This is a genomic window from Oceanobacillus kapialis (assembly GCF_044790185.1).
Lineage (GTDB): Bacteria > Bacillota > Bacilli > Bacillales > Amphibacillaceae > Oceanobacillus_B > Oceanobacillus_B kapialis.
Window position 1 is genome coordinate 1,166,681 of record NZ_CP085256.1, and the last position, 15,568, is coordinate 1,182,248.

Genomic DNA, 15,568 nt, shown 5'->3' on the forward strand with positions numbered 1-15,568 from the left:
AGTCTAATCATGAAAAAAGGAACCGTTTCAGCTAAGAAAAATTCTTAGTGGAACGGTTCAATGTGGATATGTGCATTTTTAATATTGTGCTCTTCATAAAGATGTTGTTCAATACGAACTGTAATATCATGGCTTTCTTTCACATTTAATTGGGAATCAACCAGAATGGTAATATCAATAAAGGGCTGATTGCCAAGTACTCTGCCTTTTATATTGTTAACTGCTTTTACATCCGGGTCCATTTCTACACTGGATCGGATGCTTTTAATTTTTTCCTCATCAAAACCATCCGTTAATGTATGGGTGGCATCCTTAAAAATCCCCCAGGCTGTTTTACAAATTATTAAGCCCACTACGAAACCAGCCAGTGGGTCTAACCAAAACAGACCAAACTGAGCTCCAATAATTCCTATAAAAGCACCAATACTAACTAATGCATCAGAACGGTTGTCCTGAGCAGCAGCATATAGGGAGCTACTATCAATTTTTTTTGCTAATTTAACGTTATATAGATAGACTAGGAACATCACAATAGCTGCTCCTAAAGCGGTCCAACCTGTAATGAGATCGGGTTTTAATCCTCCACCCTCAATGACCTTTTGTATCGTATCGAATATAACCTGGATCCCTACAAACATCATAATAAATGCTGCAAAAAGAGATGCAATGGTTTCAGCACGAAAATGACCATAGTGATGATTCTCATCTGGTGGTTTGCGGGAGATTTTTAATCCCACTAGTACTGCAATCGATGCAATAACATCCGTTGAATTATTTAATCCATCTGCGCGGAGTGCATCTGAGTTCCCAGCATAGCCAACTATTAACTTAACTGTAGCTAAGAATATATAAGCAAATATACTGAGCCATGCTCCTTTTTCTCCACGCTTTAGATTATCTGAATGATCCATGAAATAGCCTCCGTTGATGGTTCTGTTGCTCGTACATAGTCTATCAAACCGCCCTTTGGTGGGTCTAGAGAAACATTGAAGCATAAGGGTATATGTATTGGGAGCGGAGAAGTAAGTTTGCCTAAGTAAAAATAAGGTTATTCATTCGGGTAATTTAAATAGTGCATATTTAACTGGCAGTAAGACCCCAACAAATGAAGTTTCACTTTATCTACTGTTACCATTCAAAAAAAATTTATCCTATTGTAGGACGGATGATAATCCCTCTCGGTTATAGCGTTCAATCTGAACCCGAAAAAATTCTTTTCATGAATTTAAAATTTACAGTTGAAATTATTCTAAAAATTTAGGATAATAGAAAAAAGGAACAAGGGGGCTATTCCATGAAAAAGGAAAAGCTAATCTATAAATACTACCGTTATAATGGAAGCGAAATTTCCGCCAAAAAAGAAATACCATTTGAGTTTAGACTTTCGTCCCGCATGATCCTTGACGAAATTTGTTTTCGGTATAACAAGCAAATAATTGAAGCATCGATAAACGATGCTATTGAAAATGGAAGTAGAGAGCAATTTATGGAGAGTAGTCAAGCGTATAAACAATTCATTTGGGAATAATCATGTAGCTTAGGATATAGGTTTACAATAAGGGAGAGGCTGAGAGAACATCCGAAAACGGAGTTCTTACAGCCTCTCCGTTTATTTGGATGGTTATTAAATACTTGATTAAAAAGAATTATTTTATACAATAGGATCACTATATTTGTTCTCTAGCTGAAGGGCTAGCGGTAACCCGGTATCATACGAGATGTCAGCAATTTTTTCTATAAGGTTGCTACTCATTCGCTCTTCTTGCCGATGCCAGAAATGTATGACTTCCATTAATATTTCTCTGCCTTCTTGTAAGCCTTCGTTATAAAGTTCGATAAAGCTTTTATCACTTGCTTCCTTTGTGGCAGGGTGATACCAGGTAGTTTTTTGTTCGTTTAAATAATCAGTATGGTCTCGTATAGGCTGGTGTGAATAGGAGGAAATGAAGGATGATAGTAACTTATTTTTCCAGCCGTTAGGGTCATACAGTAATTTCAGGGCAAAGCGCATATCTTGATAAGCCTTCTCGATATAGCCTGGTTTCTGATCCGCAATCGTTGGGTAATACTCTTGGATATTTGAATAGAGGAGCTCGCTGATCTCTTTGGGAAGTGTTTTTCCTACATCAATTTCTTTATAGACGGGAACCTTCCATGACTGAAGGTTACGATATTTTTCCATCATCACTGTATCAATTCGTGTTTCCAATTTTTGATGCTTACTCCCTTCATACCCTGCTCTATAATGAATATAGGGATGTGTGTTTCGATCAAGGATATGATGGGTGACAAAGCCAAAGACATAAGCGCGCACATTATCATCCCCATGCTTTGCAGCTGTGATAAGATCTATTAGAAACGCTCCACAATGCCTTGTATGCAGGGCAGTCCCAACTTCATGAACAGATTCTTCCTTAACCCAAGGCCAGAAATTATAATAGAAAAAGGGATCAGGGCCTTGGGCGCCGAGCTTCATAAACTCTTGATGAGATAAAATGCTGCTCGGAACCTCTAACGCATCCACTATTTGTTCGCAAAAAAGTATATGTGTCCAGCTATTTGGCATAAAATCTCCCCCTGTATTGTATTGTTGCGGTGTTTACCCTATACCTTAGTATAAAAGAAACCAAACAAAAATGGGAGATTTCCTTAAGCATTGTTAACGCTTTTTTTCTTCTGAAAATTTGGTACAATGGAAGGGGAATGAAGCATACATAGGGGAGGAAGAATAAACATGGATTACCGTATTGAAAAAGATACCATCGGAGAAATAAAAGTACCAGCTGAAAAATTCTGGGGTGCACAAACACAACGAAGTAAACAGAACTTTCCTATTGGTAATGAAAAAATGCCGAACGAAATTGTTAAAGCGTTTGCTATTTTAAAAATGAGCGCTGCCAAAGCAAATCATGAACTAGGTTTAATGGAAGAAGAAAAAGCCGAAGCGATTAGCTATGCTGCTAAAGAAGTGGTGGACGGTAATTTAAATGATCATTTCCCGCTTGTCGTATGGCAAACTGGTAGTGGTACGCAATCTAACATGAATGTTAATGAGGTTCTTTCCTTTGTAGGTAATAAATGGTTAAAAGAAAAAAATAGTCAGCTTGTTCTGCATCCTAATGATGATGTGAATAAGTCCCAAAGCTCTAATGATACGTATCCTACTGCTATGCATATTGCAGCTGTATTAAAAATGGAAGATACTGTATTGCCTGCTGTAAAACAGCTTAAAGAAACTTTAAGAGCAAAAATGGATGAATTTAAAGCTATCGTAAAAATCGGTCGTACCCACCTGCAGGACGCTACACCGTTAACACTTGGGCAAGAGATTAGCGGATGGCATAGAATGCTGGAAAAGTCGGAACGGATGATTGAAGAAAGCACAACTTATTTAAAAGAGCTAGCAATTGGTGGAACGGCTGTCGGAACAGGGTTAAATGCCCATCCGGAATTTTCGGAGCGCGTCTGCAAGTCAATTAATGAATTTACCGGAAAAGCATTCGTCTCTGCGCCAAATAAATTTCATGCCTTAACAAGTCATGATGAGACCGTATATGCTCACGGAGCATTAAAGGCATTGGCAGCAGATATGATGAAAATCGCCAATGATGTTCGCTGGCTTGCAAGCGGGCCACGCTGTGGAATTGGTGAGATTACCATCCCAGCAAACGAGCCAGGAAGCTCTATTATGCCAGGTAAAGTAAACCCTACTCAAAGTGAAGCGGTAACGATGGTGGCAGCCCAAGTTATGGGAAATGACGCTACCATTGGATTTGCGGCGAGCCAGGGTAATTTTGAACTGAATGTATTTAAACCAGTTATTGCTTACAATTTTCTTCAATCATGTCAATTGCTTGCAGATAGTATCGTGTCCTTTGATGTGCGTTGTGCAAGTGGTATTGAAGCAAATGAAGAGGAAATTGAAAAATACTTAAATGATTCTTTAATGCTAGTTACGGCATTGAACCCACATATCGGGTATGAGAATGCAGCCAAGATTGCCAAAAAGGCTTTCGCAGATAATGCAACTTTAAAAGAAACAGCGGTCGCTACTGGCTTATTAACTGCAGAAGAATTTGATAAATATGTTAACCCAGCTGATATGACCGGGCCAAAATAAACAAGATAAACGAAAGGAAAACCCTAGTGCGCAGGCATTAGGGTTTTTAAATGTTAGAAGACGCGTATTAAGCTAGGATGTTTTTTTGGTCATGTTAACACCATACGCTTGTGAGTGGAAAGAACCCTACAATTTACCAATTAAAAAAGGTCATAAGTTTGGCTGATCTGCTCACACTATAATTACAGGAGGTGATAAACATGGCTAACAACAACAGTTCAAACCAATTGCTTGTACCTGGTGTACAACAAGCACTAGATCAAATGAAAATTGAGATTGCTCAAGAATTTGGTGTTAACTTAGGTGCTGACACTACTTCTCGTGCTAATGGTTCAGTTGGTGGAGAAATCACCAAGCGTCTTGTACAAACTGCTCAACAACAAATGAATGGACAACAATTTTAATATGAATGGTAGGAGGGGAAAGCATAATGCTTTTCCCTCTTTAGTTGGTTAAAAAGAAGAGCTAGGACATTTTATTTTGTCCCTAGCTCTTCTTTTTTAAGAGATAAGTAAGTATAAATAATTGGTGGTATGTTGTTCATTGACAGGGGCAGCCACGTCCAGCTCCAGCGCCCAGAAACTAGGCGACTTCACGAAATCGCCCTACGATAAGTCATCATCGGTTCGTAACCTCACCGTGATTCCTTTATCTCAGTTGATTCGTTCCACTCGCTACGTTTCTAAACGGTCGCCCCGCGCTTTTGTTCAGTATAAAGCTTCTCTATAATTTAATTTTAAAGCTTAATTCTTGCTTCGCTTTCAGCATCAAAGAAATGTGCGCTATTCATATCAAATGCCAAGTCCATCTCCTGGCCACCTTGTACATCTGTTCTAGAATCTACGCGTGCAACGAAATCTTGGTCATTTATTTTGGAGTACAAATAGGATTCAGCACCCATTAGCTCTGCCACATCAATTTTTGCTTTAATTTTACTTCCTGGAGTGGATTCGATAAAGACAGGTTCATCATGAATATCCTCAGGGCGAACACCAAGAATAATATCTTTTCCAACAAAGTTCTGATCACGCAAGCCTTTCATCTTTCCTTCAGGTACTTTAATTGTTATATTGTCCATTTGAAACCCGTTCTCTGTCAATTTACCTGCGAAAAAGTTCATAGAAGGAGATCCAATAAAACCACCAACAAAAACATTTTCAGGATTATCGTAAACATCCTTTGGTGCTCCTACTTGTTGAATGATTCCATCTTTCATTACTACAAGTCGTGTTGCCATCGTCATAGCCTCAGTTTGATCATGGGTAACATAGATCGTGGTTGTTTGAAGGCTTTGATGAAGCTTTTGAATCTCTGCTCGCATCTGTACACGCAACTTGGCATCAAGGTTTGATAAAGGTTCATCCATTAGGAAAACTTTCGCATCACGAACAATCGCACGTCCTAAAGCAACACGCTGACGCTGACCACCGGATAAAGCCTTTGGTTTACGGTCAAGGTATGCTTCCAGTCCAAGAATCTTCGCTGCATTGTTAACACGCTTTTCAATTTCATCTTTTTTAAATTTACGAAGTTTAAGGCCAAAAGCCATGTTGTCATAAACATTCATATGGGGGTAAAGAGCATAGTTCTGGAACACCATTGCGATGTCCCGATCTTTCGGGGCCACATCATTCATTTTCTTTTCGTCAATATATAATGAGCCTTCTGTTATTTCCTCAAGACCCGCAATCATTCGAAGTGTTGTTGATTTACCGCAGCCGGATGGCCCAACAAATACGATGAATTCTTTATCTTGTATATGCAAATTAAAATCGTCTACCGCTACTACTTTTTTGTCATAAGATTTTTGAATGTGTTCAAGCTTTAATTCTGCCATTCTATCTCCTCCATGAAAACGATTTATTGTCTTTATTATAAAAAAAGTTTGTACTCTCTGAAATGGCAAATGTGCACAAAGATTTGGTTAGCCTTTGTGCACATTTGCCAGTAGTGCGATATATACAGACATTGCTTCATGGAAATGGCGAATATCAATGCCAGTTCTCTCAATAAATTTATCTAATCGGTATTGTAAGCTATTACGATGCATATAAAGGGTTTTCGCAGTAACGGAAACATTTAGATTACATTGAATAAAGGTTTTTACAGTTTGGAGAATATCCTCGTCTTCCGTGAATTCTTGCAAGACTGCAGAAGCAAGCTCCTGACGAAAGTTTGTTGATGTCTGATCTATTAATAGGAAAGGAATAGATTCAGAATAGGACAAGACAGACTTGTCTGAATAAGTAAATGCTGTTCGCGCGCTAGATAGAATAGCTTGATAATAATCTCCTGTTTTCTTTATATGCTCAGCATACGGTCCTGCAAAAAAATGAATGTTGACGTACAAATCACTCATGAGGACATCGATGATCTGGTTATATGAGATGCTCTCGTCATCATTTTTAGGTTTGGACTCAATGATAATCCCTTCTTTCTCATTTTCCCAAAGAATAGGAACGGGAGTGGAGAAAAACTCATAGAGGGATTCTTTAAACGATTTTGGATCAATTTGATCTTCTCTTATAGAGAAATAAACAAAACGGAAAGGCTGACTAGTCTTCGAACGTATGCCCGATTCATTGTTTTCTTGAATTCTTTCTTTCCAACGTTGCTCTGACTCGGTAAGTAAAGGGTAGTTCGTTTCATACGGATCCAGGAATGTGGAGAGAAGCGCTAAGTCTTTTTCAGATAAATCGTTTTTTGGTATTCCAATTATTTGGCTGTTTGTTAATAGGAACCACTTATAATGGTCCGCTTCACTTTTTTCATGATTAAATTTGTCATATAAAATACTAGAAGGAAAAATGTTTTGCAATTCTTTAAGCATGTAAAAACCTCTTTCGCATGACATTGTTATCATTATAGCAAGTAAATAGTGAAGAAAAAACAAATTATTCGATTTTTGACGCATTGGGCAAACGCTATACATGATATCTTACGTTTGTTATAGTAGGTAGAGTAAGAAAATCGGAGGAGGATTTATTTTGCCTAACATTTATGATAGTGCGTATGACTTAGAAAAAGCGATACGTGAAAGTGAAGAATTTAAAAGCCTAAAGCTTGCATATGATGCAGTAATGAATGATGAAGCTGCTAAGCAAATGTTTGATAATTTCCGAGATACTCAAATTGCTTTACAAGAAAAACAAATGCAAGGTCAGGAAATTACGGAGGAAGAAGTGGAAAAGGCACGTCAGGTTGTTGAACTTGTTCAGCAGCATGAGAATATCTCAAAGCTGATGGAAGAAGAACAGCGCCTTAACACAGTAATTAATGATGTGAGCCGTATTATTACAAAGCCACTAGAAGAGCTTTACGGCACACCAGATAATACACAAGAATAAGACTAGCAAAAAGCCCACATTTTTTGTGGGCTTTTTGTTATGGAAGAAAAATGAAAGCAGCAAATCAAATACTTAATAAACCTTTAAACTTTTTTCATAAAAAAGCAGGAGGTCACACCCAAATCGACGAAAGATATAAATAGAGGTATAGGGAGGAGGCAGGGTATGGGCAACGTAGTTATGGAAGAAACAGAGCATATAGCATACATTTACTTAAACCGGGCGGAGAAATATAATGCTCTAAACGAAGAAATGTTAGAAGAGCTTTTAGATGCTGTAAGACAGGCAAAGGCTTGTGATGCTAAGATTATTATTTTGGCTGGAAAAGGAAGCGCTTTCTGCTCTGGTGGGGATATTGGGATGATGGAGGCGTTCTCAGACAAAATCTATTTTGACAAAGTAATGGGATTGATTAGAGGAATAGTAATGGAATTATACTTGATGCCAAAAATCGTCATATCTGCAATTCAAGGACCTGTTGCAGGACTTGGGCTTAGTATAGCATTAACTGCAGATTATGTTTTGGCACAACGGGAAGCCACATTAGGAATGCTGTTTATTGGGATAGGACTATTACCAGATGGCGGTGGACATTTCTTTTTACAGCAACGTATCGGTACTTCAAATGCCAAGCAGTTTATCTGGAGCAAAAAGCAAATTGATGGAGCGCAGGCAAAGGAAATGGGGCTGGTGGATATTTTAGCAGATGAGCATGCAATGGAAGCTGCCAAGAAGCTTGCAGAAAGTTTACTTACAACACCGCTAGTCGCAATGATTAAGACAAAGCTATTGTATCATTCTCACGAGAAATCCAGTCTAGCATCTTGTTTAACAGAAGAACAAGCAGCTCAGTGGGAGCTAAGGCAAACCCAAGATCATCAAGAAGGAGTTCGGGCATTTTTAGAAAAGAGAAAGCCTGTATTTATTGGAAAGTAAAAACCAGCAGGAGATTACTGCTGGTTTTTTGCATTTTTAACGGTGAAATAAAATGAGCTTCGCCTCAGGTGTAACACATCGATGGGTGTATTCTTGATAACCTGTTTCTTCTAATCTAGCCTGCCCAATAGATTTTGCCTCATCATCGGACGTAGCTGTAAATGATTCATCTAACAATTTTTCACCGGATTGAGCAAATACAGTTAAGGCATAAGTTCGCATTTGTTTGCTTCCCCCTTATTGATATCTTATTGTTTATATTCTGTATATACCCTTAAAATCCTTTTTTACATAGGGAAATGATTATTTTTGAGGCTTTATTAAATATCGGTAATCTTAAATAGTGGTTTGAAAGTCGGAAGAGAAAAATATAAAGTAAAACCTCATTTGGTGGGCGTTTCCCTCCCTCACCCACCAAGTGTGAATTGAACGAATGTACCTTAACTGGCAGTTGGTCCCAGGGGTCTTACTGCTAGTTAAGGCGGGATAATATTAAGAAAGGCAGTTGCGTACTTGTAAGGTCTATGCTAATATATCGATGTACGATATATCGTCAGTCGATGTTATTAAGAGAATGATGCCAACCTTTATATAAAAAGTTGGAACGAATTAGCAACAAATTCGTATTACATGGAAGAGGGGGAATGAAAATTGACACTCGTACTTAAAAACGTAACAAAGCAGTTTGGCAGTCACAAAGCTGTGGACAATCTTTCTCTTGAGATTCCGGAAAGTGAGATGTTCGGATTTCTTGGAGGGAACGGAGCAGGTAAAACGACTACCTTCCGTATGATTCTAGGTCTGCTTGATCGGACAGAAGGGGACATTTCATGGAACGGGGGCGAAATAAGCTATAATAAGAGCCATCTCATTGGTTATCTACCAGAGGAAAGAGGACTTTATCCGAAGCTAACGGTAAAAGACCAGCTCATTTATCTAGGAAAGCTGCGAGGAATGAACAAAGCAGACGTAATGAAAGATTTGGAAAGTTGGCTTGAACGTTTTAAAGTTCCTGAATATATGAATAAAAAGGTTGAAGAGCTTTCTAAAGGTAACCAACAGAAAATCCAATTTATTTCTGCGGTGATTCATAAGCCAAAACTACTCATTCTGGATGAACCATTTTCCGGGCTTGATCCAGTTAATGTTGAAATGTTAAAAGAAGCTGTGGTCGATTTAAAAGAGCAAGGTACATCCATTGTGTTCTCTTCCCATCGAATGGAGCATGTAGAAGAATTATGTGAGCATTTATGTATTTTACAAAAAGGAAAAGCTGTGGTTCAAGGGTCATTGAGAGATATTAAACGCGGTTTCGGGAAGAAAAACTTAATTCTGCGCGGGGAAGAAGATTTTGCTTTTCTCCAAAACCACCCAGGTGTTATCAGCTATAAGAAATACATGGATGGTTGTCGACTACAAATTGAAAATGAGGATGTTTCACAAACCATTTTTTCTGAACTTCAAGGCAAAGGATTTATTCGAAAATTTGAATTAGAAGAGCCATCCCTAAATGATATATTTATCGAAAAGGTAGGTGCTTCCTATGAGTAAATTTTGGATTATCTTATCCCATACATACATGAGCCGAGTGAAGACTAAATCGTTTATAATCAGTACGGCCATTACACTCTTGTTCATTATAGCAGCTACAAACTTTCAAACAATTATAGACACTTTTTCGGATGGAGAACGTGATCAATTAGCAGTAATTGACCAGTCAGGTGAACTGTATGATTCATTGAGTCAGGGAGTAGAAGCAGCCAATGAAGATATGGAGCTTTCTCTCTATGATGGTTCAGAAGAGGCAGCTAAACAAGCTGTTCAAGATGAAGAATATAAGGCACTTATTGTATTATCCTTAAATGATAATCAGTTACCTGAAGCAACGTTTTACGCTAATAATATCTCTGATTCAGGTAACCAAATGATTATTCAACAACAAATGCAGCAAATAAAAGTTGCATATGCTACACAGCAAGCAGGTGTTGATCAGTCGACACTTGCAGAAATCTCAGCACCTGTAACATTCAATACAGAATCGCTTGACGCTTCAGCCAAAACAGATGAAGAGTTAAGCCAAGCAAGGGGAATTGTGTATGTCATGTTATTTTTGCTTTACATGGCAGTAATTACGTATGGAAATATGATTGCAACTGATGTCGCAACAGAAAAATCATCAAGGGTAATGGAAATCCTAGTTTCTAGCGCATCTCCAGTCACCCACATGTTTGCAAAGATTATTGGTATTGCCCTGCTAGGACTAACACAAATAGCTCTTTTCCTTGGAGTCGGTTATGCGATGATTACGATGAATCAGGACAGTATGACTGGTGGAGTGTTTACCTATTTTGGAATAAGCGATGTTTCCATCTCGGTATATATTTATGCGATTGTCTTCTTCATTCTAGGCTATCTGCTATACGCAACATTGGCAGCAATGCTAGGATCATTAGTTAGCCGAATTGAAGATGTTCAACAATTAATCACGCCGATGATCTTTCTCATTATGATTGCATTTTTTATTGCAATATTTGGGCTTAATGCACCCGAATCAGAGTTAGTAAAAATCACTTCCTTTATACCATTCTTTGCACCAATGATTATGTTCTTGAGAGTAGGGATGCTTGATATCCCGATTTGGGAGGTTTCACTCTCTATCGGTATTCTGGTTGCGACCATTGTATTATTAGCCATCATAGGCGCACGTGTTTACAAAGGCGGCGTCCTCATGTACGGTAAATCGAACTCTTTAAAAGATTTTAAGAAAGCATTAGCTCTATCAAAAAAAGAGTAAGGTGACAAACGAACCCAATAAGTAAATAGAAGAAGCCGAGCAACTAACGAGTCTATACTTGGAAGAACGCTCGGCTTTTTTGTGCCCCAAACACTTTTTAAAATTATTACCAGTCGTTCCGTGTGAACAGAACGTGCATTCTATTCAAGGCTTTGCTAAAATAGAGGAAAGAGGTGAAAAGATGGATAGCATTACGTTTCTTCATGCTGCAGATTTGCATTTAGATAGTCCGTTTATCGGTTTGGCAAATGTTCCAAAAACTATTTTCGATTCCATGAGGGAAAGCACTTTCCTAGCACTTGATAAGCTTGTTCAAACGGCTATCGAAAGGCAAGTAGATTTTGTTTTAATAACCGGTGATTTATTTGATAATGAAAGACAAAGTTTAAAAGCGCAAATTCGCTTGAAGAAGGCTTTTGAGTTACTTGAAACAAAAAATATTATGGTTTATCTTTCCTATGGAAATCATGATTATACAAAAGGGAATATACATCCCATTACATATCCAGACAATGTATTCATTTTTCCAGATGAACAAGTTAGCTCTTTTATCTATTACAAGGAAGATCAACCAATTGCCAGAATATATGGGTTTAGTTATGAAAACAGAGCGGTAACGGAAGGAAAGGTACATGAATACAACGTTATCGATCGTTCGATTCCCTATCATATTGGAATGTTGCATGGGAGTATCAGGTCGAATAATGAACACGACATGTATGCACCATTCCAGTTAAGTGAATTAGAAGAAAAAGATTTTCATTATTGGGCACTAGGGCATATCCACCAGAGGCAAGAGCTGAAAAGTTCTCCCCCTGTTATTTATCCGGGGAATATCCAAGGCAGACATCGAAAGGAAACAGGGGAAAAAGGCTGTTATGTTGTAGAACTATCTTCAGCAGGATGTCAGAAAAGTTTTGTCCCCCTTCAAGCAATACAGTTTTCAAGATTAGCATTTAATGCTTCTGACTGTACGGAGATTCATCAATTGGAGGAGAAACTACAGGCAGCCTGCCGTCAACTAACGAAGGAATATCCCCAAATGATAGACCTCGCTATATCAGGTGAACAGCGACTAATAGAAGCATGGGAACAAGAAGGGCTTATAGAAGAAGTAATTGATATAGTTAATGCCGCAATGCAATTAGTGCCAAACTGGTGTTATATATTTCGTTATCATACCGAGGTGGATTATCGTTCCATTGATCCGTATTTATACGAAGGAGACCATTTTATAGGGGAATTACTTAGACAAATTGAAAGCACGTCCATCCAACCTTTCTTGCATGATCTTTACAAACAGAAACAAGCAAGAAAATATGTCGACACACTACGGAAAGAGGAAGTAGAACAAATTAAGCTTGAAGCACAGCACATGTTAATAAAGGGGCTTATGGAAGAATGAGGTGGTAACAAATGAAACTTGTAAAAGCAACCATATACGGTTTTGGCGTTTGGGTGGATAAAACGATAGAGTTTCCTGAGTTCGGACCAACTCTTGTCTATGGAGAGAATGAATCGGGGAAATCAACGCTACACGCATTTCTTTTATTTATGTTGTTTGGACTCGGACCTAAACAGCGACAATCCTATCAACCAAGGACGAGTGGAAAAATGGGGGGGAGCCTAACGGTTAATGACCCTGAGGTAGGCATGTTTACAATTGAAAGAATGGATTCGCTGCGTAATGGGGCAGCTATTTGCTATGCCGATAGTGGTGCCGAGCATGATGAAGCATGGTTGAAGAGCAGGTTAAAGGGAATGACAGAGAAAACGTATCAATCTATTTTTTCCTTTTCAGCCAGTGATTTATCCGGATTACCAAAGATGAAAGAGGAGGACTTAGGGGAAGTACTATTAGGAATTGGCTTAACGGGTTCTACTGACATTCATGCCTTTGAAACAAGCTTAGAAAATAAAATTAATCAGTTATTCAAGCCTTCTGGAAAAAAGCCTATCATTAATGAACAGTTGTTTAAACTTGATACAAGCTTTAGCGAATTACAAAAAACAAAAGCTTTAGAAGCAACATATCGGGAGAAAAAGGAACGTATAGAGGAGCTGACAGATAGTATAGTATCCCTGAAACAGACTTTACAGGATAAAAAGATTAGCTTGACTAGTCAGGAGCGGAAGCTAGAGGCACTTCCTGACATACAACGATATGTAACAACTGTTAAACGCTTGAAGGGCTTTCCGCAGAGTATTCGTTTTCCTGAAGATGGTCTTAATCGAATGCAACAGGTTAAAGAACAATTATTACCAATACAAAGCGAGTTTGTGCTTTTACAGGACCACCAAAAGAAATATAGAGAACAGCTTGATCGCATAGAAGAAAGCAAGTTGGACATGGACGAGGGAAAAGTAAAACATGCCTACATCCTAAAGAAACAGACAGAGGAATATAACACAAGAAAAAAAGAAGTCGATTACCTTTTAAGACAAATTGAGCAACTTCAGGATCAAATAGATCAGGAATTGAGTCAATTACATATTGGTCTAACCAAAAAAGAACTCGAAGATATCAAGCTTCCTTTTCATGTAGAGAAATCTTGGAGTCAACTCAAAAAAGAGCAAGACTCATTAGCATTAGAACAGGCGAAGCATATAGAGGAAAACCACCAAATAAAACAAGAGCGGGTCCGTCTATTGGCACAGGCTGAGAGCCTGGAAGTAACTCTCTTATCAGAAGAGCGCATTAGAGAACTAAAAAGCAAAGAGGATCAGCTGGCAAAAAACAGTATATTGGAAAGCAAAAAGTCCAAGGCATCAGGGACTAATAGGACATGGAAAGAGTGGAAGCAAAAGAAAGTGAAAGCTTATCAATCCATCTTGCTATTCAGTATGGCCGTAGCAGTTCTTTTTGCTGTAATAGGCATCATGTCCGAAAACTACATTTATTACGTAGTTAGTGGAGTTTCACTAGTCTTTGGAATGCTGCAATGGGGATTTGGCAAAAAATCATTAATAGAAATAGAAGCTTTTGCAGATACAAAGGAGAATCAATTCCTAACAATAGAGGAAAAGAGAGAGGCCTCCCAACAGCTTCAGGAACATGAAAGAGCTACAAGGGAAATTGCTACCATAGAAGCACAACTAAAATCCCTTGACCAAACGTTTACAGCATGGCAGGAAAAAGGAAAGGAAATACAGGAAAAACAAAATGTACTAGATAATAAAACAATAAAAGAACGGCAACAACACAATTATCTAGCTGATATTGATGTAACTTACTGGCCTGACCTTCACCATAAGTTAAAGCATATAATTCGCCTGTCAGCTGAAAAGAAACGGCAACAAAATAGCTTACAACAATTGCAAGAGACGCAGCAAAAATTTTCTTCTAACCTAAATGCGTTTTTGGATAGTTTGGAAAGGGAAACATTAAATATAGAAGACAAATTAACCTTTTTGGAAGAATGGATAAAAGAATATGAAACAATGGAAAGTCATAGAGGGCATTACAGGAAACTGTACAAAGAAACAACTGAACAACTACAACATACAGAGAAAAAGTTAGCTGTATATAAGGAAGCCTATAACGAACTGTTAGATTATGCAGAAGTTGAGGAAGAGAACGCATTTTATGAAAGGGCTAGTCTCTTAACCGAAAGAAGACAATTACAAGAAGAGGCAGAAAGACTTGAGGAACAGTTACAATCAATGTTAGTAACTGAAGATAAAATAAGCTTACAATTACCAGATGAGACAGAAATGATGGAATTCATTAAAGCAAGTAAGCAGCGAATAACATGGCTGGAAAAAGATTTAGAAAGAAAACGTGAGCAATTAGCAGAGGTGAAGTCGGAAATCAATCAATTAGAAGCCTCTGGCCAATTTTCAGAAGCTTTACATGCTTTTACGATGGAGAAAGAGGAATTACAGCAATCTGTTCGAAAGTGGGCAGTTCTCAAAACTGCTAAAGGGATGCTTGAAGAAACAAAACGGCAATATCGGGATAAATATTTAACAAAGGTTATGGAGAAGACAAGTGAATACTTTAAGCTAATGACAGGTAGTAAGTATCGGAAGGTTTATCCTCCAATGGAGGGAAGGTTGTTTCAAGTAGAGACGACAGACCATATAAGGTATAATGTACAAGAACTCTCACAAGGAACAAAAGATCAGCTTTATATCGCTTTGAGAATAGCGATAAGTAACATAATGAATGATAAGCATAAGTTGCCATTCCTTTTGGATGATGCGTTCGTTCATTTTGACTCAATTAGAACAGAAAACATGTTTTACCTACTAGATCAGTTATCTGAGACGCAACAAGTAATCCTTTTTACATGTAAAGAAGAGTTGATAAAGTATTTTGATCAAGAAAAAATTATTCAACTGAAAAATTCTGTTCGCATTAATTGACAA

Annotated in this window: 14 protein-coding genes; 9 read left to right on the forward strand and 5 right to left on the reverse strand. The window is 38.1% G+C overall.

Translation table 11 applies throughout. From position 1 onward, the window contains the following. Positions 1-44 precede the first annotated feature (44 nt). The gene (locus LG273_RS06145; RefSeq protein ID WP_404458677.1) at positions 45-911 is read right to left on the reverse strand and encodes a cation diffusion facilitator family transporter; all 867 of its coding nucleotides are present in this window, start codon (positions 909-911) and stop codon (positions 45-47) included. Positions 912-1,294: 383 nt separating this feature from the next. Between LG273_RS06145 and LG273_RS06150 the strand changes: the two genes are divergently transcribed. Beyond that, on the forward strand, positions 1,295-1,528 hold the full coding sequence (locus LG273_RS06150; protein ID WP_379563340.1) for a hypothetical protein: 234 nt from the start codon (positions 1,295-1,297) through the stop codon (positions 1,526-1,528). 123 nt (positions 1,529-1,651) lie between these two features. Here LG273_RS06150 and LG273_RS06155 read toward each other — a convergent pair whose 3' ends face one another. Beyond that, positions 1,652-2,566, reverse strand: a complete 915-nt coding sequence (locus LG273_RS06155) for a zinc dependent phospholipase C family protein (RefSeq protein ID WP_404458679.1) — start codon at positions 2,564-2,566, stop codon at positions 1,652-1,654. A 168-nt stretch (positions 2,567-2,734) separates the two neighbouring features. Between LG273_RS06155 and fumC the strand changes: the two genes are divergently transcribed. Beyond that, positions 2,735-4,120, forward strand: a complete 1,386-nt coding sequence (gene fumC / locus LG273_RS06160) for a class II fumarate hydratase (RefSeq protein ID WP_404458681.1) — start codon at positions 2,735-2,737, stop codon at positions 4,118-4,120. A 200-nt stretch (positions 4,121-4,320) separates the two neighbouring features. Beyond that, positions 4,321-4,524 (forward strand): small, acid-soluble spore protein, alpha/beta type, encoded by a 204-nt coding sequence (locus LG273_RS06165; RefSeq protein ID WP_379563346.1) that lies wholly within the window; start codon positions 4,321-4,323, stop codon positions 4,522-4,524. Between the two features lie 332 nt (positions 4,525-4,856). Here LG273_RS06165 and LG273_RS06170 read toward each other — a convergent pair whose 3' ends face one another. Beyond that, the gene (locus tag LG273_RS06170; protein ID WP_404458683.1) at positions 4,857-5,957 is read right to left on the reverse strand and encodes an ABC transporter ATP-binding protein; all 1,101 of its coding nucleotides are present in this window, start codon (positions 5,955-5,957) and stop codon (positions 4,857-4,859) included. 87 nt (positions 5,958-6,044) lie between these two features. Then, the gene (locus LG273_RS06175; RefSeq protein WP_379563350.1) at positions 6,045-6,950 is read right to left on the reverse strand and encodes a PucR family transcriptional regulator; all 906 of its coding nucleotides are present in this window, start codon (positions 6,948-6,950) and stop codon (positions 6,045-6,047) included. Between the two features lie 157 nt (positions 6,951-7,107). Between LG273_RS06175 and LG273_RS06180 the strand changes: the two genes are divergently transcribed. Both LG273_RS06180 and LG273_RS06185 read left to right on the forward strand, forming a co-directional pair. Then, positions 7,108-7,467, forward strand: a complete 360-nt coding sequence (locus LG273_RS06180) for a YlbF family regulator (RefSeq protein WP_379563352.1) — start codon at positions 7,108-7,110, stop codon at positions 7,465-7,467. Between the two features lie 165 nt (positions 7,468-7,632). After that, positions 7,633-8,403 carry an enoyl-CoA hydratase gene (locus LG273_RS06185; RefSeq protein ID WP_379563354.1) on the forward strand — a complete coding sequence of 257 codons (771 nt, stop codon included), beginning with the start codon at positions 7,633-7,635 and terminating at the stop codon, positions 8,401-8,403. A gap of 36 nt (positions 8,404-8,439) precedes the next feature. Here LG273_RS06185 and LG273_RS06190 read toward each other — a convergent pair whose 3' ends face one another. Continuing rightward, positions 8,440-8,625, reverse strand: coding sequence for a YhzD family protein (locus tag LG273_RS06190; RefSeq protein ID WP_379563356.1), 186 nt, complete (start codon positions 8,623-8,625; stop codon positions 8,440-8,442). Positions 8,626-9,054: 429 nt separating this feature from the next. On the opposite strand from LG273_RS06190, the gene LG273_RS06195 reads away from it, so the two are divergent. The 4 genes from LG273_RS06195 to LG273_RS06210 all read left to right on the forward strand — a co-directional run bounded on the left by LG273_RS06195 (position 9,055) and on the right by LG273_RS06210 (position 15,565). Next, positions 9,055-9,954 carry an ABC transporter ATP-binding protein gene (locus LG273_RS06195; RefSeq protein ID WP_379563358.1) on the forward strand — a complete coding sequence of 300 codons (900 nt, stop codon included), beginning with the start codon at positions 9,055-9,057 and terminating at the stop codon, positions 9,952-9,954. Further along, positions 9,947-11,197 carry an ABC transporter permease gene (locus tag LG273_RS06200; RefSeq protein WP_379563360.1) on the forward strand — a complete coding sequence of 417 codons (1,251 nt, stop codon included), beginning with the start codon at positions 9,947-9,949 and terminating at the stop codon, positions 11,195-11,197. Before LG273_RS06195 ends, LG273_RS06200 begins: the two co-directional genes overlap by 8 nt. A 181-nt stretch (positions 11,198-11,378) precedes the next feature. After that, a complete protein-coding gene (locus LG273_RS06205) occupies positions 11,379-12,602 on the forward strand; it encodes an exonuclease SbcCD subunit D (RefSeq protein ID WP_379563362.1) in 1,224 nt (407 codons plus the stop codon). An 11-nt stretch (positions 12,603-12,613) separates the two neighbouring features. Beyond that, complete coding sequence (locus LG273_RS06210) at positions 12,614-15,565, forward strand: AAA family ATPase (protein WP_404458687.1); 2,952 nt, start codon at positions 12,614-12,616, stop codon at positions 15,563-15,565. Positions 15,566-15,568: the final 3 nt, after the last annotated feature.